The 22,398-nt window shown below is 52.0% G+C and carries 15 protein-coding genes, 4 tRNA genes, 3 rRNA genes, 1 pseudogene and 1 riboswitch; of the genes and pseudogenes, 4 read left to right on the top strand and 19 right to left on the bottom strand.

What is annotated here, in order from left to right; genetic code table 11:
* Window positions 1-27: 27 nt before the first annotated feature.
* The 4 genes from DA718_RS28580 to ilvL all read right to left on the bottom strand — a co-directional run bounded on the left by DA718_RS28580 (window position 28) and on the right by ilvL (window position 3,113).
* Window positions 28-957: a branched-chain amino acid transaminase gene (locus DA718_RS28580; protein ID WP_110276909.1), complete on the bottom strand. Its 930-nt coding sequence runs from the start codon at window positions 955-957 to the stop codon at window positions 28-30.
* 17 nt (window positions 958-974) lie between these two features.
* Window positions 975-1,232, bottom strand: a complete 258-nt coding sequence (ilvM, locus tag DA718_RS28585; RefSeq protein WP_110276910.1) for an acetolactate synthase 2 small subunit — start codon at window positions 1,230-1,232, stop codon at window positions 975-977.
* Window positions 1,229-2,875: an acetolactate synthase 2 catalytic subunit gene (gene ilvG / locus DA718_RS28590; protein ID WP_112216107.1), complete on the bottom strand. Its 1,647-nt coding sequence runs from the start codon at window positions 2,873-2,875 to the stop codon at window positions 1,229-1,231. Before ilvG ends, ilvM begins: the two co-directional genes overlap by 4 nt.
* Window positions 2,876-3,014: 139 nt before the next feature.
* Window positions 3,015-3,113 carry an ilv operon leader peptide gene (ilvL, locus tag DA718_RS28595; RefSeq protein WP_001311244.1) on the bottom strand — a complete coding sequence of 33 codons (99 nt, stop codon included), beginning with the start codon at window positions 3,111-3,113 and terminating at the stop codon, window positions 3,015-3,017.
* Between the two features lie 351 nt (window positions 3,114-3,464).
* Between ilvL and DA718_RS28600 the strand changes: the two genes are divergently transcribed.
* On the top strand, window positions 3,465-4,985 hold the full coding sequence (locus tag DA718_RS28600; protein ID WP_112216105.1) for a YifB family Mg chelatase-like AAA ATPase: 1,521 nt from the start codon (window positions 3,465-3,467) through the stop codon (window positions 4,983-4,985).
* Window positions 4,986-5,009: 24 nt separating this feature from the next.
* On the opposite strand, the gene DA718_RS28605 is transcribed toward DA718_RS28600, so the two are convergent.
* Entirely contained in the window at window positions 5,010-5,348 is a 339-nt protein-coding gene (locus tag DA718_RS28605) for a MaoP family protein (protein ID WP_110276913.1), read from the bottom strand.
* A 118-nt stretch (window positions 5,349-5,466) separates the two neighbouring features.
* Here DA718_RS28605 and hdfR point away from each other — a divergent pair, with 118 nt between their 5' ends.
* Window positions 5,467-6,288, top strand: a complete 822-nt coding sequence (gene hdfR, locus DA718_RS28610; protein ID WP_112216104.1) for an HTH-type transcriptional regulator HdfR — start codon at window positions 5,467-5,469, stop codon at window positions 6,286-6,288.
* Window positions 6,289-6,380: 92 nt separating this feature from the next.
* Here hdfR and DA718_RS28615 read toward each other — a convergent pair.
* From DA718_RS28615 to btuB, 9 genes are all read right to left on the bottom strand, one after another.
* Window positions 6,381-6,456 (bottom strand) — tRNA-Trp (locus tag DA718_RS28615).
* A 53-nt stretch (window positions 6,457-6,509) separates the two neighbouring features.
* Window positions 6,510-6,586, bottom strand: a tRNA-Asp gene (locus tag DA718_RS28620).
* Between the two features lie 56 nt (window positions 6,587-6,642).
* Window positions 6,643-6,758: ribosomal RNA gene (rrf, locus tag DA718_RS28625) — 5S ribosomal RNA — on the bottom strand.
* Between the two features lie 65 nt (window positions 6,759-6,823).
* Window positions 6,824-9,730 (bottom strand): 23S ribosomal RNA (locus DA718_RS28630).
* Between the two features lie 200 nt (window positions 9,731-9,930).
* Window positions 9,931-10,006, bottom strand: a tRNA-Ala gene (locus DA718_RS28635).
* Between the two features lie 109 nt (window positions 10,007-10,115).
* Window positions 10,116-10,192 (bottom strand) — tRNA-Ile (locus DA718_RS28640).
* Between the two features lie 71 nt (window positions 10,193-10,263).
* Window positions 10,264-11,803, bottom strand: a 16S ribosomal RNA gene (locus DA718_RS28645).
* The 16S, 23S and 5S rRNA genes sit together here with 4 tRNA genes alongside, the layout of an rRNA operon.
* 381 nt (window positions 11,804-12,184) lie before the next feature.
* Window positions 12,185-13,036 (bottom strand): glutamate racemase, encoded by an 852-nt coding sequence (gene murI, locus DA718_RS28650; protein ID WP_112216373.1) that lies wholly within the window; start codon window positions 13,034-13,036, stop codon window positions 12,185-12,187.
* Complete coding sequence (gene btuB, locus DA718_RS28655) at window positions 12,981-14,864, bottom strand: TonB-dependent vitamin B12 receptor BtuB (protein WP_112216375.1); 1,884 nt, start codon at window positions 14,862-14,864, stop codon at window positions 12,981-12,983. The genes murI and btuB overlap by 56 nt, the downstream gene beginning before the upstream one ends.
* Before the next feature lie 67 nt (window positions 14,865-14,931).
* Window positions 14,932-15,113, bottom strand: a riboswitch (cobalamin riboswitch).
* Window positions 15,114-15,229: 116 nt separating this feature from the next.
* On the opposite strand from btuB, the gene trmA reads away from it, so the two are divergent.
* On the top strand, window positions 15,230-16,330 hold the full coding sequence (gene trmA, locus DA718_RS28660; protein ID WP_112216372.1) for a tRNA (uridine(54)-C5)-methyltransferase TrmA: 1,101 nt from the start codon (window positions 15,230-15,232) through the stop codon (window positions 16,328-16,330).
* A 48-nt stretch (window positions 16,331-16,378) separates the two neighbouring features.
* Here trmA and DA718_RS28665 read toward each other — a convergent pair whose 3' ends face one another.
* Window positions 16,379-16,738: a YijD family membrane protein gene (locus tag DA718_RS28665; RefSeq protein WP_112216371.1), complete on the bottom strand. Its 360-nt coding sequence runs from the start codon at window positions 16,736-16,738 to the stop codon at window positions 16,379-16,381.
* Window positions 16,739-16,753: 15 nt separating this feature from the next.
* Window positions 16,754-17,388 (bottom strand): annotated as a pseudogene (fabR, locus tag DA718_RS28670) (HTH-type transcriptional repressor FabR).
* Window positions 17,389-17,584: 196 nt separating this feature from the next.
* Here fabR and sthA point away from each other — a divergent pair.
* Window positions 17,585-18,985 (top strand): Si-specific NAD(P)(+) transhydrogenase, encoded by a 1,401-nt coding sequence (gene sthA, locus DA718_RS28675; RefSeq protein WP_112216370.1) that lies wholly within the window; start codon window positions 17,585-17,587, stop codon window positions 18,983-18,985.
* On the opposite strand, the gene oxyR is transcribed toward sthA, so the two are convergent.
* The 3 genes from oxyR to argB form a co-directional block, all read right to left on the bottom strand.
* Window positions 18,968-19,885 (bottom strand): DNA-binding transcriptional regulator OxyR, encoded by a 918-nt coding sequence (gene oxyR, locus DA718_RS28680; protein ID WP_112216369.1) that lies wholly within the window; start codon window positions 19,883-19,885, stop codon window positions 18,968-18,970. The genes sthA and oxyR overlap by 18 nt on opposite strands.
* Window positions 19,886-20,154: 269 nt before the next feature.
* Window positions 20,155-21,528, bottom strand: coding sequence for an argininosuccinate lyase (argH, locus tag DA718_RS28690; protein WP_112216368.1), 1,374 nt, complete (start codon window positions 21,526-21,528; stop codon window positions 20,155-20,157).
* Window positions 21,529-21,618: 90 nt separating this feature from the next.
* On the bottom strand, window positions 21,619-22,395 hold the full coding sequence (argB, locus tag DA718_RS28700) for an acetylglutamate kinase (RefSeq protein ID WP_112216366.1): 777 nt from the start codon (window positions 22,393-22,395) through the stop codon (window positions 21,619-21,621).
* Window positions 22,396-22,398: the final 3 nt, after the last annotated feature.

Consider the following 22,398-nt stretch of genomic DNA (forward strand, 5'->3'; position numbering starts at 1 on the left):
GTTGCGTGCCGCCCCATCTTTTTATACTTAGTTATTAACCTGATCCAACCAGCCCCATTTATCCTCGGTTTCACCGGTGAAGAGGCCAAAGAATGCTTGCTGAATACGTTTGGTGATCGGGCCGCAGCGGCCTTCGCCGACCTGAATACCATCGACGCTACGTACCGGCGTAATTTCTGCAGCAGTACCAGACATAAAGACTTCGTCGGCCAGATACAGAGACTCGCGGGACAATACCTGCTCACGCACTTCCAGACCCAGATCTTTCGCCAGCTTGATGATAGCGTCGCGAGTGATGCCCGGCAGAGCGGAAGAGGTGAACGGCGGAGTAAACAACACGCCATCTTTCACTTCAAACAGGTTTTCACCCGCACCTTCAGAGATATAGCCGTTAACGTCGAGTGCAATACCTTCCTGATAACCATGACGGCGCGCTTCGCTACCGACCAGCAGAGAAGAGAGGTAGTTACCGCCTGCTTTAGCCGCGGTTGGAATGGTATTCGGCGCAGCACGATTCCAGGAAGAAACCATCGCATCGATCCCCTGATCTAACGCTTCGGCACCCAGATAGGCACCCCACGGGAACGCCGCGATGATCACGTCAGTGGTGTAGCCGTCTGGCGGGTTAACCCCCATGCCGACGTCGCCAACAAATACCAGTGGACGGATATAGGCGCTGGTCAGGTTGTTTTTACGCAGTACTTCACGGCAGGCTTCCATCAGTTCATCAACGCTCTGAGAAACCGGGAAACGATAAATTTTGGCGGAGTCACGCAGACGCTGCATGTGCTCACGGTGACGGAAGACAACCGGACCTTTGTGAGAATCGTAGCAGCGGATACCTTCGAATACTGAAGTACCGTAATGCAGCGCGTGAGACATGACGTGTACCTTCGCCTCTTCCCAACGTACCATCTCACCGTTAAACCAGATGTAGTCCGCTTTTTTCGTCGTCATTTCTTTTCCTTTTGCGCTCAGGCGCGAATTTGTTGTGATGTAGGTTGCTGGATCTCGACGCAGGCAACGTCGATCAGTTTGCTTAATTGACTAAACAGTAATTCGACTGGCCGCTGGCTGGCAACGGTCAACTCGATATTAATATTCCGGGCGTCGGCAGCCGTTTCCATATTCATGGCGCAAATCTGGAATCCGCGATGGCGCACGACGCGCAGCACACGTTCTAAAGTTTCTGGGTTAGAGCGAGCCTGTAAAGCGACTTGATGTTGCATCATGATAATTTCTCCAGCATTTCTGCGTTACTGGCACCGGGTGGCACCAACGGCCAGACGTTCTCAAGTTCGTCGATTGAGACATGAAGCAGGTAAGGCCCCTGGCTCGAAAGCATGGTGTCGAGTGCCGCTTCAACCTGGTCTTTACGGGTGATGTGTTGACCAGGAATGCCGAAGGCGCTGGCCAGAGTAAGAAAATCGGGATTATCGGTAAGGGTGGTTTCGCTATAACGTTCCTGGAAAAACAGCTGCTGCCATTGTCGAACCATTCCTAAACGCTGGTTATCCAGTAACACTATCTTCAGCGGCAACTGCTTGCGTTTTACGGTGCCCAGCTCCTGCACGTTCATCATGAAGGAGCCGTCACCGGAGATACAGATTACCGTATCATCAGGACGGGCCACCTGCGCGCCCACTGCTGCCGGCAGGCCAAAGCCCATGGTCCCTAATCCACTGGAAGTGATGAAATTCTCCGGACGCGTATAGGTCATATGCTGCGCTGACCACATCTGATGCTGGCCCACATCGGTGGTCACGACGCAATCTGCTGGTTTGCGCTCGGAAAGCTGCTTCAGCAGCAATGGAGCATAGATGGCCTCGCCCGGATGATCGTAGCGCCATGCGTGCTCAGCACGCAAATCAGCATTACGTTGACGCCAGGCATCGATAGACAGCGGTTGCTGCAGTGCTGGCAGCATCGCATTCAGATCGCCCGTCAGGCCAATATGCACCTGACGAAGCTTGTTCAATTCAGCCGGGTCGATATCCATATGGATAACTTTGGCATTCGGCGCAAAGGTATTCAGCTTACCGGTTACACGATCGTCAAAGCGCGCGCCCACAGCGATCAGCAGATCGCACTCCTGTACCGCCAGGTTAGCCGCTTTAGTACCGTGCATTCCCAGCATACCCAAATAGTACGGATAGTCGGCGTCCACAACACCCAAACCTTTCAGGGTACTGGTCGCTGGCATTTGCGTCACGGCTAGAAATTCACGTAACGCAGACACCGCCTGCGCCATACCCACGCCGCCGCCAACGTATAACATAGGTTTCTGGGACTGAGCCAGCATCTGCAAAGCGTATTCAATATCCGCATATGGGAAGTCAACATCATCGGCTACCATGGAGAAATGTGGGTCAAGGTCACCCTGAGCCAATTGGATATCTTTTGGAATATCGACCAATACCGGACCTGGACGCCCTGAGTTTGCTACATAGAAAGCTTCAGCGATTACCCGCGGCAGTTCTTCCAGCGACTGCACCAGGAAACTGTGTTTAGTGCAAGCCAGTGATAAGCCAAGAACATCCACTTCCTGAAATGCGTCCGTACCAATGAACGGAGCAGAAACCTGTCCGGTGATTGCAACAATAGGAACAGAATCGAGCAGTGCGTCTGCAAGGCCGGTTATCAAGTTTGTGGCGCCGGGACCAGAGGTGGCGATACACACCCCAGTTTTTCCGGTAGCACGAGCATAGCCGATGGCCGCCATCGCAGCCCCTTGTTCATGTCGGCACAGTAAGTGTTCCACGCCGCCGTCATACAACGCATCGTAAACCGGCATAATTGCGCCACCTGGATAGCCAAATACCGTGTCGACTCCCTGCGCTCGCAAAGCATGTACAACCCACCGTGCTCCATTCATAGTTACTTCCCCGTCATAGATCGAGAGAAACAGAACATTATGCTACTCATCATCATCTGCTCCTCACTTCTGTTTTTAAGTTATAAAAAAACCCCCGGACCTTTCGGTGCGGGGGTCTTAGTTCGTTAAGGCTTGTTTTCTAAGCCTTTCCTCGTCCAAGTGCAGCCCCGCACGGTGGGATAATAATCACCACCACGCTAATCACGACCAGGCTAATCACTCGTAGAAGGGCTGTCATTTTATGTTCTTTCTGGCTTCATGTTCGAAGGAATACCTAAAGAGGTACCACAGACATCACATTAAACACAAGATTTTTTTATGGCTGAGTTTATTACCCTGCTAACCATTTCTGAGAAGATAATTGTTTTTAATAAGAAAAATATGAAATGAAAATATTTCAATTTGTGGAGCATACCACAGCACTTTCTCATACCGCTGACCCACGGCTGCCTCCTGCGAGTCAGTTTCCAAAAATGCCTGAAACGTAACAACTGGCAGTGAATCGACTGGAATGAGGCATCTAAAATTCAATATTGCTGGATTACTCAGCAAAAAATCCCCGACATAATTCCAGCTACCAGGAGGTTTTATGTCACTTGCCATAGTTTACACACGCGCTGCTCTCGGGATCGGTGCTCCGCTTATCACGATTGAAGTGCATATCAGCAACGGACTCCCTGGCCTGACGATGGTGGGACTTCCCGAAACAACGGTTAGAGAAGCCCGTGACCGAGTGCGTAGTGCAATTATTAACAGTGGCTACACCTGGCCTGCAAAGAAAATCACCATCAATCTGGCGCCAGCCGATTTGCCAAAAGAAGGGGGGCGATACGATTTACCTATCGCTCTCGCGCTTCTGGTGGCATCAGAGCAGTTAAATGCTACCAAGTTGAATCAATATGAGTTTGTCGGTGAATTGGCGCTTACAGGCGCCCTACGTGGCGTTCCTGGGGCTATATCCAGCGCGATGGAAGCAATAAAGGCGGGTCGAAAAATAATTGTCTCTGACGAGAATGCTACGGAAGTTGGCTTAATCGGCGGTAGCGACTGCCTTATTTCCGGACATCTACAGGAGGTCTGTGCTTTTCTCGAAGGAATAAACCCTCTGAATTTTCCTATCCAGGAAGGAGAATGTTCGAATGAGGCATTATCGGATCTTAGTGATGTCATTGGTCAACAGCAAGGGAAGCGTGCGCTGGAAGTCATCGCTGCAGGTGGCCATAACTTGCTGATGATAGGCCCGCCAGGCACTGGTAAAACTATGCTCGCCAGTCGTCTACCGGGTCTGCTACCACCGCTGAGTAACCAGGAGGCGCTGGAAAGCGCAGCGATACTCAGCCTGGTCAATTCCAGCCATGCAACGAAACAGTGGCGTCGTAGGCCGTTCCGCGCCCCACATCACAGCGCATCTCTTGCCGCCATGGTGGGCGGAGGGTCAATCCCCGCGCCAGGGGAGATTTCCCTTGCCCATAATGGGATTCTGTTCCTTGATGAGCTACCCGAGTTTGAACGTAGGGTACTGGATGCATTGCGAGAGCCGATTGAATCAGGGATAATTCATATTTCTCGTACCCGCGCAAAAATCGATTATCCAGCGCGTTTCCAACTCATCGCCGCAATGAACCCTAGCCCGACAGGGCATTATCAAGGCCAGCATAATCGTACATCTCCAGAACAGATTCTGCGTTACCTGGGGCGTTTATCCGGCCCCTTTCTTGACCGCTTTGATCTCTCTCTGGAAATCCCACTCCCGCCACCGGGGGTATTAAGTCAGGGTGTAAGCGAAGAAGAGGACAGCGCCAGCGTACGGCTGCGGGTTTTGGCGGCACGCGAAAGGCAGTTATCCCGACAGAAGAAACTTAATGCGCACCTGGGGAATAACGAAATGAAAGTCTGGTGTCAGCTACATAAAGACGATGCTATGTGGCTGGAGCAGACCTTGTCGCAACTTGGACTCTCGATACGAGCCTGGCAGCGCCTACTCAAAGTTGCCCGAACCATTGCCGATCTTGAGCAGGTGGAACACATCAAACGCTATCATTTGCAGGAAGCCCTCGGCTATCGAGCTATAGACCGGATGTTGATCCACCTACAAAAGCTAATGACATAAAAAAAGGGCTTACGCCCTTTTTTCTTAATCATCGCTTTCTGTGTAATCTTCCGTACCTTCCACCTGCGGTTTCCCGCCGGACAGAGTATGAAAACGTTTTGGACGCTTAATACGCGCCATATACTTAATCCAGACGCGTTCTATCTCAGTTGCTGGCTCACGTTCGCCGCGACATACCGAAACAAACTGTTTTTCATCTTCGGTAACGGGCTCGCGTTTACCCAATTCGAGTTCATTAAAGGCATAACCATGACGTTCCAGCAGTTGCGCCTCTTTGATGGTGAAATCTCCATGACGGGAAAACCCGCGCGGATAATTTTTATTGTCGAAAAAACGATTAGTTGTCGTAAAGCTTTCCGCCATCCTACACGCTCCTGATTCTTTGGCCGAGCTATTTATGGCGCGGAGTATTAGTTACGCTTGACAGAGCGTCAAACAAAACATTTAAATCATCACGACAAATAATTTTGTGGAGAAGAGTGTGGATACGGAATTGCTCAAGACTTTCCTTGAGGTGAGCAGAACTCGTCACTTTGGTCGGGCTGCGGAGGCGCTTTATCTGACACAGTCGGCAGTTAGCTTTCGTATTCGTCAGTTGGAGAACCAGCTGGGCGTGAATCTTTTCACCCGTCATCGTAACAACATCCGCCTGACTCCAGCTGGAGAAAAACTGCTGCCCTATGCTGAAACCCTAATGAATACCTGGCAGGCCGCGCGTAAGGAGGTCGCAAATTCTTCCCGGCACAATGAATTTTCGATAGGTGCCAGTGCTTCTCTTTGGGAATGCCTACTCAATGAATGGCTAGGGAAGCTCTACACTGAGCCCTATAACCTGCAGTTTGAGGCGCGGATTGCACAGAGGCAATCGTTGGTCAAACAGCTGCACGAGCGCCAGCTTGATCTGCTGATCACGACAGAATCGCCGAAGATGGATGAACTAAGCAGCCAGTTACTTGGCAACTTTACACTCGCGCTTTATTGCACATCGCCGACTAAAAACAAAAATGAATTGAATTATCTACGCCTGGAATGGGGACCTGATTTTCAACAAAATGAAGTAGGATTGATCGGTAATGACGATATACCTCTGCTAACGACCAGTTCTGCAGAATTAGCCTACCAACAGCTCCGTGCGCTTAAGGGATGCACATGGCTGCCAGTACGTTGGGCACAGGACAAAAGCGGCTTGTATGCGGTTACGGATAGCGTGACGCTTTCACGCCCTCTGTATGCAATTTGGCTACAAAACAGCGATAAGCAGACGCAGATTCGCGAGATCCTGAAAAGCAGTATTTTAGGATAAGATCAATCCTCCATGGATGGGGGATATGAGGAATAATAACGAGGAAAATTAAAGACAAAAAAAATCCTTTGCCTAAGCAAAGGATTATTATATGGCAGGGGCGGAGAGACTCGAACTCGCGACACCCGGTTTTGGAGACCGGTGCTCTACCAACTGAGCTACGCCCCTAAATTTTCTTATCATTAAGCCTGCTAGATTAGCAGGCTTAATTTTCTAATAAGTGGCGGAACGGACGGGACTCGAACCCGCGACCCCCTGCGTGACAGGCAGGTATTCTAACCGACTGAACTACCGCTCCACCGAATTTCTTTACAACCACCGGTTTAATGCCCCGGTTTCACTTGCTAATTTGATGCCTGGCAGTTCCCTACTCTCACATGGGGAGACCCCACACTACCATCGGCGCTACGGCGTTTCACTTCTGAGTTCGGCATGGGGTCAGGTGGGACCACCGCGCTGTCGCCGCCAGGCAAATTCTGTTTATCTGTATCAAGCTGAATTTCTCTCAAACCCGCCAAAACATCTTCGGCGTTGTAAGGTTAAGCCTCACGGTTCATTAGTACCGGTTAGCTCAACGTATCGCTACGCTTACACACCCGGCCTATCAACGTCATCGTCTTTAACGTTCCTTCAGGACCCTTAAAGGGTCAGGGAGAACTCATCTCGGGGCAAGTTTCGTGCTTAGATGCTTTCAGCACTTATCTCTTCCGCATTTAGCTACCGGGCAATGCCATTGGCATGACAACCCGAACACCAGTGATGCGTCCACTCCGGTCCTCTCGTACTAGGAGCAGCCCCCCTCAATTCTCCAGCGCCCACGGCAGATAGGGACCGAACTGTCTCACGACGTTCTAAACCCAGCTCGCGTACCACTTTAAATGGCGAACAGCCATACCCTTGGGACCTACTTCAGCCCCAGGATGTGATGAGCCGACATCGAGGTGCCAAACACCGCCGTCGATATGAACTCTTGGGCGGTATCAGCCTGTTATCCCCGGAGTACCTTTTATCCGTTGAGCGATGGCCCTTCCATTCAGAACCACCGGATCACTATGACCTGCTTTCGCACCTGCTCGCGCCGTCACGCTCGCAGTCAAGCTAGCTTATGCCATTGCACTAACCTCCTGATGTCCGACCAGGATTAGCTAACCTTCGTGCTCCTCCGTTACTCTTTAGGAGGAGACCGCCCCAGTCAAACTACCCACCAGACACTGTCCGCAACCCGGATCACGGGTCCACGTTAGAACACCAGCCATTAAAGGGTGGTATTTCAAGGATGGCTCCATGCAGACTGGCGTCCACACTTCAAAGCCTCCCACCTATCCTACACATCAAGGACCAGTGTTCAGTGTCAAGCTATAGTAAAGGTTCACGGGGTCTTTCCGTCTTGCCGCGGGTACACTGCATCTTCACAGCGAGTTCAATTTCACTGAGTCTCGGGTGGAGACAGCCTGGCCATCATTACGCCATTCGTGCAGGTCGGAACTTACCCGACAAGGAATTTCGCTACCTTAGGACCGTTATAGTTACGGCCGCCGTTTACCGGGGCTTCGATCAAGAGCTTCTCCGCGAGGATAACCCCATCAATTAACCTTCCGGCACCGGGCAGGCGTCACACCGTATACGTCCACTTTCGTGTTTGCACAGTGCTGTGTTTTTAATAAACAGTTGCAGCCAGCTGGTATCTTCGACTGATTTCAGCTCCATGAGCAAGTCACTTCACTTACCATCAGCGTGCCTTCTCCCGAAGTTACGGCACCATTTTGCCTAGTTCCTTCACCCGAGTTCTCTCAAGCGCCTTGGTATTCTCTACCTGACCACCTGTGTCGGTTTGGGGTACGATTTGATGTTACCTGATGCTTAGAGGCTTTTCCTGGAAGCAGGGCATTTGTTACTTCAGCACCGTAGTGCCTCGTCATCACACCTCAGCGTTAAATGACGTTCCGGATTTACCTAAAACGCCCGCCTACATGCTTAAACCGGGACAACCGTCGCCCGGCTAACATAGCCTTCTCCGTCCCCCCTTCGCAGTAACACCGAGTACAGGAATATTAACCTGTTTCCCATCGACTACGCCTTTCGGCCTCGCCTTAGGGGTCGACTCACCCTGCCCCGATTAACGTTGGACAGGAACCCTTGGTCTTCCGGCGAGCGGGCTTTTCACCCGCTTTATCGTTACTTATGTCAGCATTCGCACTTCTGATACCTCCAGCAACCCTCACAGGCCACCTTCAACGGCTTACAGAACGCTCCCCTACCCAACAACACATAGTGTCGCTGCCGCAGCTTCGGTGCATGGTTTAGCCCCGTTACATCTTCCGCGCAGGCCGACTCGACCAGTGAGCTATTACGCTTTCTTTAAATGATGGCTGCTTCTAAGCCAACATCCTGGCTGTCTGTGCCTTCCCACATCGTTTCCCACTTAACCATGACTTTGGGACCTTAGCTGGCGGTCTGGGTTGTTTCCCTCTTCACGACGGACGTTAGCACCCGCCGTGTGTCTCCCGTGATAACATTCTTCGGTATTCGTAGTTTGCATCGGGTTGGTAAGTCGGGATGACCCCCTAGCCGAAACAGTGCTCTACCCCCGAAGATGAATTCACGAGGCGCTACCTAAATAGCTTTCGGGGAGAACCAGCTATCTCCCGGTTTGATTGGCCTTTCACCCCCAGCCACAAGTCATCCGCTAATTTTTCAACATTAGTCGGTTCGGTCCTCCAGTTAGTGTTACCCAACCTTCAACCTGCCCATGGCTAGATCACCGGGTTTCGGGTCTATACCCTGCAACTTAACGCCCAGTTAAGACTCGGTTTCCCTGCGGCTCCCCTATTCGGTTAACCTTGCTACAGAATATAAGTCGCTGACCCATTATACAAAAGGTACGCAGTCACCCAACAAGTGGGCTCCTACTGCTTGTACGTACACGGTTTCAGGTTCTGTTTCACTCCCCTCGCCGGGGTTCTTTTCGCCTTTCCCTCACGGTACTGGTTCACTATCGGTCAGTCAGGAGTATTTAGCCTTGGAGGATGGTCCCCCCATATTCAGACAGGATACCACGTGTCCCGCCCTACTCTTCGAGTTCACAGCCTGTGTGTTTTTGTGTACGGGAGTATCACCCTGTACCCTGCGACTTTCCAGACGCTTCCACTAACACACAAACTGATTCAGACTCTGGGCTGCTCCCCGTTCGCTCGCCGCTACTGGGGGAATCTCGGTTGATTTCTTTTCCTCGGGGTACTTAGATGTTTCAGTTCCCCCGGTTCGCTTCATTACGCTATGTATTCACGTAATGATAGTGTGTCGAAACACACTGGGTTTCCCCATTCGGAAATCGTCGGTTATAACGGTTCATATCACCTTACCGACGCTTATCGCAGATTAGCACGTCCTTCATCGCCTCTGACTGCCAGGGCATCCACCGTGTACGCTTAGTCGCTTAACCTCACAACCCGAAGATGTTTCACTTCATGATTGCGAAAATTTGAGAGACTCGAACACACCGTCATTCTGTTCTTATTACGGAGAACAGACACGGCGTGTCGTTTCAATTTTCAGCTTGATCCAGATTTTTAAAGAGCAAAACTTCGCAGTGCACCTTTTCAGGTACACTCTGAAGTTTTCTTGTTTTTTGCAGTAAAAGGATGGTGGAGCTATGCGGGATCGAACCGCAGACCTCCTGCGTGCAAGGCAGGCGCTCTCCCAGCTGAGCTATAACCCCATCGTAAAGACTTATCTCTGTACCGATAATTTGTCCTGAGACAAGGCGTGGAATGACGAAGCATACTGGCGTATGCGAGTCGTTTCACAACACAGTATCAGGGCAAATTTGGTAGGCCTGAGTGGACTTGAACCACCGACCTCACCCTTATCAGGGGTGCGCTCTAACCACCTGAGCTACAAGCCTGCAGAGATTTTTTACTGCTAATTTTTCATCAGACAATCTGTGTGAGCACTACAAAGGCAGGTTCTTTAAGGTAAGGAGGTGATCCAACCGCAGGTTCCCCTACGGTTACCTTGTTACGACTTCACCCCAGTCATGAATCACAAAGTGGTAAGCGCCCTCCCGAAGGTTAAGCTACCTACTTCTTTTGCAACCCACTCCCATGGTGTGACGGGCGGTGTGTACAAGGCCCGGGAACGTATTCACCGTGGCATTCTGATCCACGATTACTAGCGATTCCGACTTCACGGAGTCGAGTTGCAGACTCCGATCCGGACTACGACATACTTTATGAGGTCCGCTTGCTCTCGCGAGGTCGCTTCTCTTTGTATATGCCATTGTAGCACGTGTGTAGCCCTACTCGTAAGGGCCATGATGACTTGACGTCATCCCCACCTTCCTCCAGTTTATCACTGGCAGTCTCCTTTGAGTTCCCGACCGAATCGCTGGCAACAAAGGATAAGGGTTGCGCTCGTTGCGGGACTTAACCCAACATTTCACAACACGAGCTGACGACAGCCATGCAGCACCTGTCTCACGGTTCCCGAAGGCACCAAGCCATCTCTGGCAAGTTCCGTGGATGTCAAGAGTAGGTAAGGTTCTTCGCGTTGCATCGAATTAAACCACATGCTCCACCGCTTGTGCGGGCCCCCGTCAATTCATTTGAGTTTTAACCTTGCGGCCGTACTCCCCAGGCGGTCGACTTAACGCGTTAGCTCCGGAAGCCACTCCTCAAGGGAACAACCTCCAAGTCGACATCGTTTACAGCGTGGACTACCAGGGTATCTAATCCTGTTTGCTCCCCACGCTTTCGCACCTGAGCGTCAGTCTTTGTCCAGGGGGCCGCCTTCGCCACCGGTATTCCTCCAGATCTCTACGCATTTCACCGCTACACCTGGAATTCTACCCCCCTCTACAAGACTCTAGCCTGCCAGTTTCGAATGCAGTTCCCAGGTTGAGCCCGGGGATTTCACATCCGACTTGACAGACCGCCTGCGTGCGCTTTACGCCCAGTAATTCCGATTAACGCTTGCACCCTCCGTATTACCGCGGCTGCTGGCACGGAGTTAGCCGGTGCTTCTTCTGCGAGTAACGTCAATGAAAATGGTTATTAACCACTCCCCCTTCCTCCTCGCTGAAAGTACTTTACAACCCGAAGGCCTTCTTCATACACGCGGCATGGCTGCATCAGGCTTGCGCCCATTGTGCAATATTCCCCACTGCTGCCTCCCGTAGGAGTCTGGACCGTGTCTCAGTTCCAGTGTGGCTGGTCATCCTCTCAGACCAGCTAGGGATCGTCGCCTTGGTGAGCCGTTACCTCACCAACAAGCTAATCCCATCTGGGCACATCTGATGGCATGAGGCCCGAAGGTCCCCCACTTTGGTCTTGCGACGTTATGCGGTATTAGCTACCGTTTCCAGTAGTTATCCCCCTCCATCAGGCAGTTTCCCAGACATTACTCACCCGTCCGCCACTCGTCACCCGAGAGCAAGCTCTCTGTGCTACCGTTCGACTTGCATGTGTTAGGCCTGCCGCCAGCGTTCAATCTGAGCCATGATCAAACTCTTCAATTTAAGTTTGATGCTCGTGAATTAAACTTCGTAATGAATTACGTATGTTCACTCAGAGACTTGGTATTCATTTATTGTCCGAAGACATTAAGAATCCATGTCACTTTGAGTGCCCACACAGATTGTCTGATAAATTGTTAAAGAGCAGTGCAACGCGGCTTTCGCTCACCGTTGCGAGGTCCCGTATAATACGTTTTCCTCATTCAGAGTCAAGCGTTTAATTTCGCTTTTCTCTGCCGGCGTTCATCGCTGAACCCCGCTAACCCGGCGGCCTGTAAGCCGTTGTTCCGTGTCAGTGGTGGCGCATTATAGGGAGTTCTGAGAAGTTGACAAGCCCTGTTTTCAAAAAATCATTCAACCGTCTCTTTTTTGCGCAAAACACCCTTAGAGCGGCAGTTTTTCCAGCGATTCGAAGCCATAGCGCTGCAGAACGGGTAAAAGTTGTTCAGTTTCTGCCGTCAACGCCATGCAGTACGCAATATTCGCATCACTAGATTTTGCATCCGGCGCTTCATGCTCCAGCAGCCAGGCCGTTCGACGCGCAATGGCCGCACCGGAGTCGATCATTCTCGTCCCCTCAGGCAGAACTTGTTGCAACTCGTCATGTAATAGAGGGAAATGCGTACAGCCCAGCACAACAGTATCTGGAGGTTCCTGCATCCTCAGCCAGGGCCGCAGGATACGACGCAGCTCATCCAGCGGGACTGGCTCACCATGCAGTTTAGCTTCCGCCAGTTCCACCAACTCCGCCGACCCCAGCATCTCGATCCGACACTCATTAGCAAAGCGGGCAATAAGTTCGCGTGTATAAGGACGCTTTACCGTCCCGCGCGTTGCCAGCAGACCCACAATACCATTCGCCGTCAAGCGTGCTGCCGGTTTTATTGCCGGGACAACACCAACGACAGGAAATGCGAATTTATCGCGCAGTGCGGGGAGGGAAACGGTACTTGCGGTATTACAGGCAATAACGGCCAGCGCCAGCGGGTAATGCTGCTGAACAGCGGTCACGATCTCAAGGACTCGTTCAACAATAAACTCTTCGCTTTTCTCACCGTATGGAAAAGCGACGTTATCGAAAGCGTAGATGTAATGGAGTTCCGGCAGGAGATGCCGAATCTCATTATATACCGACAACCCACCGACGCCGGAATCAAACACCAGCACGGTGGGACGTGGTTTAGAAGGTGTAGCTGCCAGACAAGGTGTATTCCCGTCCTGCAGTTGGGTAGCCATATGCTGTCTCGTAATCTTTATCGAACAGGTTGGCTATTTTACCACGAACTGTCAGGTGTGAGGTGACCGGATATGACAATCCGACATCCCATAGGCTTACGCCACCCAGTTTAACGCGACTAGAGGAGCTTGTTGTCTCATCATAGTCGTTGTCATAGCGCTGACCCAGATATTGGTAAGCGATATTCCAGCCGAGGTCATAAACCTGCCCGGTGACTTCATACTTCACCTGCTGTTTCGCTCGGCGAGCAAGAACCTGGTTGGTTTCATCGTCACGAGGATCAGTATATTGCAGCGTCAGGTGATGCTCTACCGGGCCAGTCGTGATGTTCCCTGTCCACTCCAGACCTTTAATGGTGGCCGACTTCACGTTGATATACTGGTTGACGTTGTTCGCGCTTTTATAATCAATCAGGTTTTGAATTTCATAATGGTATGCTGAGATTTTCCAATCCAGTGGCCCCGTAATCCCATCAATTCCCGCTTCCCACTGTTTAGACTCTTCCGGTTTTAGATCTGGGTTTGCTGCAATACCTGAATAATATTGCGATGCATAACGCGTCGCGCCGAATTGCTGCCCTAAAGATGGCGCCAGGAAGCTGGTACCATAAGAAAGCGTTGCGCGATAACCATCAACAAATTCCCAGCCCACCGCAGTTTGCCACGTGCCGTGCCAGCCAAACTGCTCATCGTGATCTTCACGACCCGAGGCTTCCAGCGTGACGGTATCGATCTGTTGCTGCCCGGTCAAATAAAGCCCTGTGGTGTCGCGTTTGTAGATATCAGATTTCGTCGTACTGCTGGAAGTCAGCTTTTCCTGTTTCCAGTCAACACCACCGCTCACTGAACCATGTCCTACTTCAAAGTTGTTACCCCACTGAATATAACGCTGTTCCATGTCATCCAGCGTAGCATCACCCGCATAGCGGCCAAGGTTGCTACTGTAGTTATAATTTTTAAGGTGCTGATAGTTCGCAATTAGCTGAGAGGAATAGATGCCCGAGTTATAACGCAGTCCAGTGTCCCAGGATTGGTTATAGTTCCGACCCTCGTCGTTACCAGCAGGAGAACCATACATCGTATCCTGATCATAATCGTTGTTAGTCGTGTATCCATAACCACGGAAGAAACCCGAAAAACTCTCGTCAAACTTGTGCTGTACGGCACCCCAGAACAGTTTGTTGCGATAACCATCGCGGTCGCTATCGCCGCTGTAAGGGGAATCTGGTTTGACGTTAAAGCCCTTGGTCGTCTGATAGGCACCTGCCGCCGTCACCATCGTGTCGCCAAAACGTTTATTTACCGCTCCATCATAAGTCTGGTAGCCATTCGACCCCATCCCGGCATTGATCTGCGCGTGTTCATCGTCACTCATGGTAATGATGTTGACCACACCGCCAATCGCCCCGGAACCGTAAACAGCAGAACGCGGCCCGCGGATGTATTCGATACGCTGCACCAGGGATACCGGAATCTGGCCAATGTCAATGGCGTTACCAATACCTGCCCGCGCCATTGGGATCCCATCAATCAGCACCAGCACATGACGTGCTTCCGTGCCGCGAACGTAGAGGGAAGAACTGCTCCCCATCCCGCCGGTCTGCGAAATATCCACCCCCGGCAGGCGACGCATCACATCATTAAGATCTTTTGACTGCCAGCGCTGAATATCTTCCCGCGTAACAACATCCGTTGGCGCAAGGACCGTATTGACCGGCTGTTGAAAACGGTTTGCCGTCACCACTAACGTATCTGAATTGCTGTCTTGCGCCCAAGCGGAAAATGCCGTGACGGAGAGGGCCGTCATCAGCGAAGCCTTTTTAATCATTTTAAAAGCATCCGTAATATACAAAGGATGCCGCCGGCTACTATCAGTAGTACGCGATGATAGAAACCAAATGCGACGTGTTCCGGCAGGTCTTCGGGCTTGGGGTGTGTTATGGATGAAGACTTCCCGCTAAACCACCGCAGTGTCTGCATAATGCGCTCATCCCACTGTTCCTTACCGCTGCGCGTCAGCTCCAGATTTACACTGGATTCCCTATTAACACATAGGACCGGTAACATGATGCTATAATTAGAAACATATAGATGTCCAGACTTCTATCGTTATATTTCTGAATATCATCAGAGCTGGACATCCCCGACACTTTCCCTACAATCCCCGCGTAATTATTTTATTCAGGATGCATCATGACCCCCGAACACCTTCCTACCGAACAATATGAAGCGCAGCTGGCAGAAAAAGTCGTCCGTTTGCAGAAAATGATGGCCCCTTTTGCCGCCCCGGTTCCGGAAGTGTTTCGTTCACCGGTCAGCCACTATCGTATGCGCGCAGAATTCCGCATCTGGCACGATGGCGATGACCTGTACCACATCATGTTTGATCAGCAGACCAAATCCCGTATTCGCGTCGATACCTTCCCGGCGGCCAGCGAACTAATTAATCAGCTGATGACCGCCGTAATTGAGGGCGTGCGCGACAATCCGGTGCTACGCCATAAGCTGTTCCAGGTCGATTATCTGACCACGATGAGCAATCAGGCCATCGTGTCGCTGCTGTACCATAAAAAGCTCGACGACGAGTGGCGTCAGCAAGCAGAAATCTTCCGCGATGCGCTACGCGCGCAAAATCTGAACGTGCATCTGATTGGCCGCGCGACTAAGACCAAAATCGAGCTGGATCAGGACTATATAGATGAGCGTCTGCCGGTCGGCGGGCGTGAAATGGTCTATCGCCAGGTTGAGAATAGCTTCACCCAACCAAACGCGGCAATGAACATTCAGATGCTGGAATGGGCGGTCGAATCAACTAAAGGTGCAACCGGTGATTTGCTTGAGCTGTATTGCGGTAACGGCAACTTTTCTCTAGCGCTGGCGCGGAATTTCGAACGCGTGCTGGCAACGGAGATTGCCAAACCGTCCGTGGCGGCGGCGCAATACAACATTGCGGCTAACCATATTGATAACGTGCAGATTATCCGTATGGCGGCAGAAGAGTTCACCCAGGCGATGAACGGCGTGCGGGAGTTTAACCGTCTGCAAGGTATTGATCTGAAAAGCTATCAGTGTGAGACGATTTTTGTCGATCCACCGCGCAGCGGGCTGGATAGTGAAACGGAGAAAATGGTGCAGGCCTATCCGCGGATCCTGTATATCTCCTGCAATCCAGAAACCTTATGCAAGAACCTGGAAACGCTCAATGAGACGCACGAAGTCACGCGCCTGGCGCTGTTCGATCAGTTTCCATATACCCATCATATGGAATGCGGCGTACTGTTAACGAAGAAGTAGATGTCAGTAACCCGGCAACATCATGGTTGCCGGGAAAATTCAGCAGAATTACTCTGCAGCCGCGTTCTTGCGGTTACGCATCTTATAGCCAATCCAGAACACCATAATCACCGACAGTACGGCCGGGAAGAAGTTAGAACCGATGTCCGGATATTCCGCACGCACCACGGTGCTATAAAGCAGCACGCCAAGAATGAAACACGCGGCGGCCAGCCCCGGTAACCCCACGGGCATACTGCGGTTTTGATAGCGCTGATGCAGACAGTAAACCGTCAGCACTAACGATAAAATCGGGAAAACAGAAAATGAGACTACTGAGCTGAACAGCGCAGCGAAGGTTCCATTAATGGATAACCCTGCGATCAGCGCCAGCAGCAGCGTACCTTTATCTTGAACTGAGTGTTTCATTGCTCGTCCTTCACGTTATTCGGAATGATTTGATTTTTTTCTTGTTCACGGCGATACCAATAATACGCGCCTTTCGAGATCATTCTGAGCTGGAGTACCAGTCGCTCTTCAAGCTGTCGACGCAATTCCGGGCTTACATCCAGAGCCTCGGCGCCAGCACTAAATACGATGGTGACCATAGCTTCAGCCTGCGCTTCAGTAAAGGCGCGCGGCATGTGGTTTTCGATTTCTAAATAGTCAGCAAGTTCCGCGATAAAATGCTGAATTTCGCGGGCGACTGCGGCACGAAACGCGGCGGACGTACCGGAGCGCTCACGCAACAGCAGACGGAAGGCATTTGGGTTATTGCCGATGAACTCCATAAAGGTAGAAACAGAAGTGCGAATCACACTGCCGCCTTTAGCAATACGCTGTCGCGCCTGGCGCATCAGCTGGCGTAGCATAAGCCCGCTTTCATCTACCATCGTCAGACCGAGTTCATCGACGTCACGAAAATGTCGATAGAAGGACGTCGGGGCAATCCCCGCTTCCCGCGCAACTTCACGCAGGCTCAAGCTGGCAAAACTCCGTTCAGCACTTAGCTGGCTAAATGCGGCTTCCACCAGCGAACGCCGGGTTTTTTCTTTTTGTTGCGCTCTTACGCCCATCACGTTGTCTGAATCCTTCCAAAGGCCCTGTCGGCACTATACCAGAGATTAGAACTAATCGGTTTACACTGGATTGTGAATGATTGTTTACGAGCTGTTTCTGCTTTTATGACGCAAAAAAGCACAACGATAATTGGGTTAAAGCTCACCGAATGTTATCATCGTGTTTATTTTATGTATAAAACAGGTGAGTAATGCCATGTCACACTCTTGGGATTATGATGCAATTGTGATTGGTTCAGGCCCTGGCGGAGAAGGTGCTGCTATGGGGCTGGTGAAACAGGGAGCACGCGTTGCCGTCATTGAGCGCTACCATAACGTCGGCGGCGGTTGTACCCACTGGGGCACCATCCCATCGAAAGCCCTCCGCCATGCCGTTAGCCGTATTATCGAATTTAACCAGAACCCTCTCTACAGCGACCATTCCCGTCTTCTTCGTTCTTCCTTCGCCGACATTCTGAACCATGCCGACAGCGTCATTAACCAGCAAACCCATATGCGTCAGGGTTTCTATGAGCGCAACCACTGTGAAATCCTGCAGGGCAATGCGCACTTTGTCGATGAACACACGCTTGCGCTTGAATGCCACGACGGCACCGTCGAGACAGTCACGGCGGAAAAATTCGTCATTGCCTGCGGTTCACGTCCCTACCACCCTGCGGATGTCGATTTCTCACACCCGCGCGTTTATGACAGCGACTCGATCCTCAGCCTGCACCATGAACCACGGCATGTGATCATCTATGGCGCCGGAGTGATCGGCTGCGAATATGCATCGATCTTCCGCGGTATGGAAGTCAAAGTCGATCTGATCAACACCCGCGATCGCCTGCTGGCGTTTCTCGATCAAGAGATGTCCGACTCGCTCTCCTATCACTTCTGGAACAGCGGCGTGGTGATTCGTCACAATGAAGAGTACGAGAAAATTGAAGGTGTTGACGACGGCGTCATCATGCATCTGAAATCCGGCAAAAAGTTGAAAGCGGACTGCCTGCTGTATGCCAACGGCCGCACCGGGAATACCGACTCGCTGGCGCTGGAAAACATCGGCCTGCAAACCGATAGCCGCGGTCAGCTGAAGGTCAACAGTATGTATCAAACCGCCCTGCCGCATATTTATGCCGTAGGTGATGTGATTGGCTATCCGAGCCTGGCATCCGCCGCTTACGATCAGGGGCGTATCGCTGCCCAGGCGCTGGTCAAAGGTGAAGCCTCCGCGCATTTAATTGAAGATATCCCTACCGGAATTTACACCATTCCGGAAATCAGCTCCGTCGGCAAAACCGAACAGCAGCTCACGTCCATGAAGGTGCCTTATGAGGTGGGACGCGCGCAGTTCAAACATCTGGCACGGGCGCAAATTGTCGGCATGAGCGTTGGGACGCTAAAGATCCTGTTTCATCGCGAGACGAAAGAGATCCTCGGCATTCATTGCTTTGGCGAGCGCGCGGCCGAAATTATTCACATCGGCCAGGCGATTATGGAGCAGAAAGGTGGTGGTAACACCATTGAGTACTTCGTTAACACCACCTTTAACTACCCGACAATGGCAGAAGCCTATCGGGTAGCCGCGTTGAATGGCTTAAACCGCCTGTTTTAACGCTGTATCGAAATGGCCATCCATCTTACCGCGGATGGCCTCCGCCAGATGTTCATAGCGGCTACGCAGCGGCGAACCAGGACGATAAACCAGCCCGACGGTACGCCGTGGTTCCGGCTTAATGCACGGCACATAGACGACACCATCGCGTTTTCTCTCCTGCGGCACGGCAAGGGCAGGCAGCAGGGTTATACCGCTACCGGCAGCTACCATGTTACGCAGCGTTTCGAGACTGGTCGCCCGAAAATGGGTATCTTCATCAGCACCAGCTTCAAAACAAAAACCCATCGCCTGATCGCGCAGACAGTGGCCATCTTCCAGCATCAGCAGCTTTTCCCCAGCCAGTTCCGACATCGGCACACGGTCACGGTTCGCCCATGGGTGATCTTCGTAGATAGCCAGCAGCATCGGCTCATCAAATAGCGGTACCTCAATAAAGGCTTCGCTCTCTTTGACCAATGCCAGAATCGCGCAGTCAAGCTTACCGCTGTCGAGTTGCGCTAGCAGCTGATGGGTTTGCGCTTCATGCAGATACATTTCCAGCTTTGGAAAGGTCTGGTGCAGCATCGGGATAATCAGTGGCAACAGATAAGGCCCAATTGTCGGGATCAGGCCAATATGCAGCGGCCCGGACATGGACTCTCCCTGTTGGCTTGCCATTTCCTTGAGCACTTTGACTTCGCGTAACACAGTACGCGCCTGGTCCACCAGCAACAGCCCGGCCTGGGTGAACAGAACCTTACGACTGGTGCGCTCCAGCAACATGACGCCAAGCTCATCCTCCAGCTTACGGATTTGTCCGCTGAGAGTGGGTTGGCTAACGTGGCAGGAGTCTGCCGCACGCCGGAAGTGGCGATGTTCGGCTAGCGCTACCAGGTATTCAAGATCGCGAATATTCATTATTCATCCTCCATTGCCACGATAGTCCATGGCGATAGATAGAATAGCAATGAACGATTATCCCTATCAAGTTTTCTGTTCAATAATAAACCCACAAACGAGGCAAACCTCTGAAAATCATTGAACTGCCTCATAGATTCTCTCTACCCGGATAACTAAAGCCAACGTGAACTTTTGCGGACCTTGTGTCCGCTTTTTTTTGCATAAAAAAGCCCGGGGGTTACCCGAGCTTCGTTTACTCACCGCCTCAACATCAGCGTGGCTGACATTTAAATCAAACGCTGTTTGGCATCAGCAATAGCCTGAGCAACCTGTAGCGGTGAGACACCACCTTTAGCCGCTCGCTTATCAAGGCACGATTGCAACGACAGTATCGGATAGACGTCATCGGCGATCACGCTGCTAAATTTCTGCAAATCGACCAGAGGCAAATCTTCCAGCGGTTTACCCTGAGCGATGGCTTCGACCACCGCTTCACCGACAATATGGTGCGCTTCACGGAACGGTACGCCTTTGGCGACCAGATAATCCGCCAGCTCGGTCGCGTTCGCATAACCCTGCTGCGCGGCTTCTTCACAACGCGGACGTTTCACCTGAATACCATCAAGTACCAGCGCCGCCATATGCAGGCAGTCCAGCCAGGTATCCAGCGCATCGAACAGCCCTTCTTTGTCTTCCTGCATATCTTTGTTATATGCCAGCGGCAGACCTTTCAGGGTCATCATCATGCCGGTCAGCGCGCCCTGTACGCGGCCACATTTACCGCGGATCAGCTCCAGCGCATCCGGGTTTTTCTTTTGCGGCATTAACGATGAGCCAGAAGTCACGCGATCGGACAGCTCGACAAAGCCCGCTTCGCCGGCATTAAAGAAAATCAGGTCTTCAGCAAAACGCGACAGGTGGACCATACCGATTGAGGCGTCGGACAACAGTTCCAGGACATGATCGCGGTCAGAGACGCTATCCAGGCTGTTACGAGTGGCTGAAGCAAAGCCCAGCCAGCCAGCCAGCTGTTCACGATCGATTTCATAAGCCGTACCCGCCAACGCGCCGCACCCCAGCGGGCTGACGTCCAGACGCTTCAACGCATCCTGCAGACGGCTTTCGTCACGCGCCAGCATTTCGACGTAGGCCAGACACCAGTGAGCGAAAGTCACCGGCTGCGCACGCTGCAGGTGGGTATAGCCCGGCATCACTGCGTCCTGATTGTTCTGCGCAGTCTCAACCAGCGCGCTCTGCAGCTGACGATTCGCTGACAGCAGTTCCACGACGGTATCTTTGCACCACAGCTTCAGGTCAGTCGCGACCTGGTCATTACGACTGCGCCCGGTATGCAGCTTTTTCCCCAGTTGACCCACTTTGTCAATCAGCTTGCCTTCGACCCAGCTGTGAATATCTTCCGCATCGCTTTCGAGGATCTGCTGCGGATTGGCCCGCACTTCTTCCAACAGAATATTCAGCGCCTCTTCCAGTTGCAGCTGTTCATCAGCGGTCAATACGCCAACCGTCACTAGCGCTTTGGACCAGGCTACAGAGCCAACGATATCCTGCTCCGCCAGACGATAATCAAAGCGCAAAGAGTCGTTGAACTGTTTGAACCGCTGATCCGCTGCCTGAGTAAAACGCCCGCCCCAAAGTGCCATAACATGCTTCCTTTATTCGTTAGTTCCGCCGGATTAACCGGCCTACAGTCTTGTAGGCCCGGCAAGCAAAACGCCGCCAGGCATAAAATATTAAGCCAGAATGCGTGTACCGATCGATGTTCCGTTAAACAGCGCTGGCAGCTGTTCAGCATGACGCCAGGAGGCGATATCCACCGGGCGACCTAACGTGCGTGCCGCATCCAGAGCCGCATTCACTTTGACGATCATCCCGTCGGTGATAATGCCCTGCTCAATCAGCTGTTCTGCCTTCGCCGCAGTCATCTCGGCAATGCGCTGACCTTTGCCGTCGAGAATACCGCTCACATCAGACAGCAGAATCAGGTCTGCGCCGAGCGTTGCCGCCAGCGCGGTAGCCGCCTGGTCAGCATTCACGTTCATCAGTTGGCCTTCATCAGTCACGCCGATAGAGCTGACAACCGGCAAATAGCCGCCCACCAGCAGTGTGTTAATTAGCGCCGGAGAGCCCGGCTGAGCGAAGCCGACATGGCCGAGTTCTTTATCAAGCTGAGTCACTTTAACGCTATCGCCATCGCCAAGAAACAGCCCTACAAAAGGCAGGCTGTGCTTTTTCGCCCACGCCAGCAGCGTCTTATTGGCAGTCCCCGCCAGCGCACCGGTGATAATGTCGATTTGATCCGCAGGGGTCACTCGCAGACCGTTTTTCTTATTCACTGGCAGATTAAGCTGCTTCATCAGTTCATCCACCACGCAGCCGCCGCCGTGGACAATAATCAGCGGACGCTGATGCGTCTCGCGATAATTCACCAGCGCGGTAAACAGGCGCTCCAACGCTTCTTCGCTATCCAGCAGGACGCCGCCGAGTTTGATAATTAAAGGATTCATCATCAC

The organism is Klebsiella huaxiensis, from assembly GCF_003261575.2.
Lineage (GTDB): Bacteria > Pseudomonadota > Gammaproteobacteria > Enterobacterales > Enterobacteriaceae > Klebsiella > Klebsiella huaxiensis.

Coding starts and splice junctions, on each gene's coding strand:
- argB (WP_112216366.1), bottom strand. CDS start 22,395: ATGATGAATCCTTTAATTATCAAACTCGGCGGCGTCCTGCTGGATAGC.
- DA718_RS28665 (WP_112216371.1), bottom strand. CDS start 16,738: ATGAAACACTCAGTTCAAGATAAAGGTACGCTGCTGCTGGCGCTGATC.
- oxyR (WP_112216369.1), bottom strand. CDS start 19,885: ATGAATATTCGCGATCTTGAATACCTGGTAGCGCTAGCCGAACATCGC.
- ilvM (WP_110276910.1), bottom strand. CDS start 1,232: ATGATGCAACATCAAGTCGCTTTACAGGCTCGCTCTAACCCAGAAACT.
- DA718_RS28600 (WP_112216105.1), top strand. CDS start 3,465: ATGTCACTTGCCATAGTTTACACACGCGCTGCTCTCGGGATCGGTGCT.
- murI (WP_112216373.1), bottom strand. CDS start 13,036: ATGGCTACCCAACTGCAGGACGGGAATACACCTTGTCTGGCAGCTACA.
- argH (WP_112216368.1), bottom strand. CDS start 21,528: ATGGCACTTTGGGGCGGGCGTTTTACTCAGGCAGCGGATCAGCGGTTC.
- ilvL (WP_001311244.1), bottom strand. CDS start 3,113: ATGACAGCCCTTCTACGAGTGATTAGCCTGGTCGTGATTAGCGTGGTG.
- sthA (WP_112216370.1), top strand. CDS start 17,585: ATGTCACACTCTTGGGATTATGATGCAATTGTGATTGGTTCAGGCCCT.
- trmA (WP_112216372.1), top strand. CDS start 15,230: ATGACCCCCGAACACCTTCCTACCGAACAATATGAAGCGCAGCTGGCA.
- DA718_RS28580 (WP_110276909.1), bottom strand. CDS start 957: ATGACGACGAAAAAAGCGGACTACATCTGGTTTAACGGTGAGATGGTA.
- ilvG (WP_112216107.1), bottom strand. CDS start 2,875: ATGAATGGAGCACGGTGGGTTGTACATGCTTTGCGAGCGCAGGGAGTC.
- DA718_RS28605 (WP_110276913.1), bottom strand. CDS start 5,348: ATGGCGGAAAGCTTTACGACAACTAATCGTTTTTTCGACAATAAAAAT.
- btuB (WP_112216375.1), bottom strand. CDS start 14,864: ATGATTAAAAAGGCTTCGCTGATGACGGCCCTCTCCGTCACGGCATTT.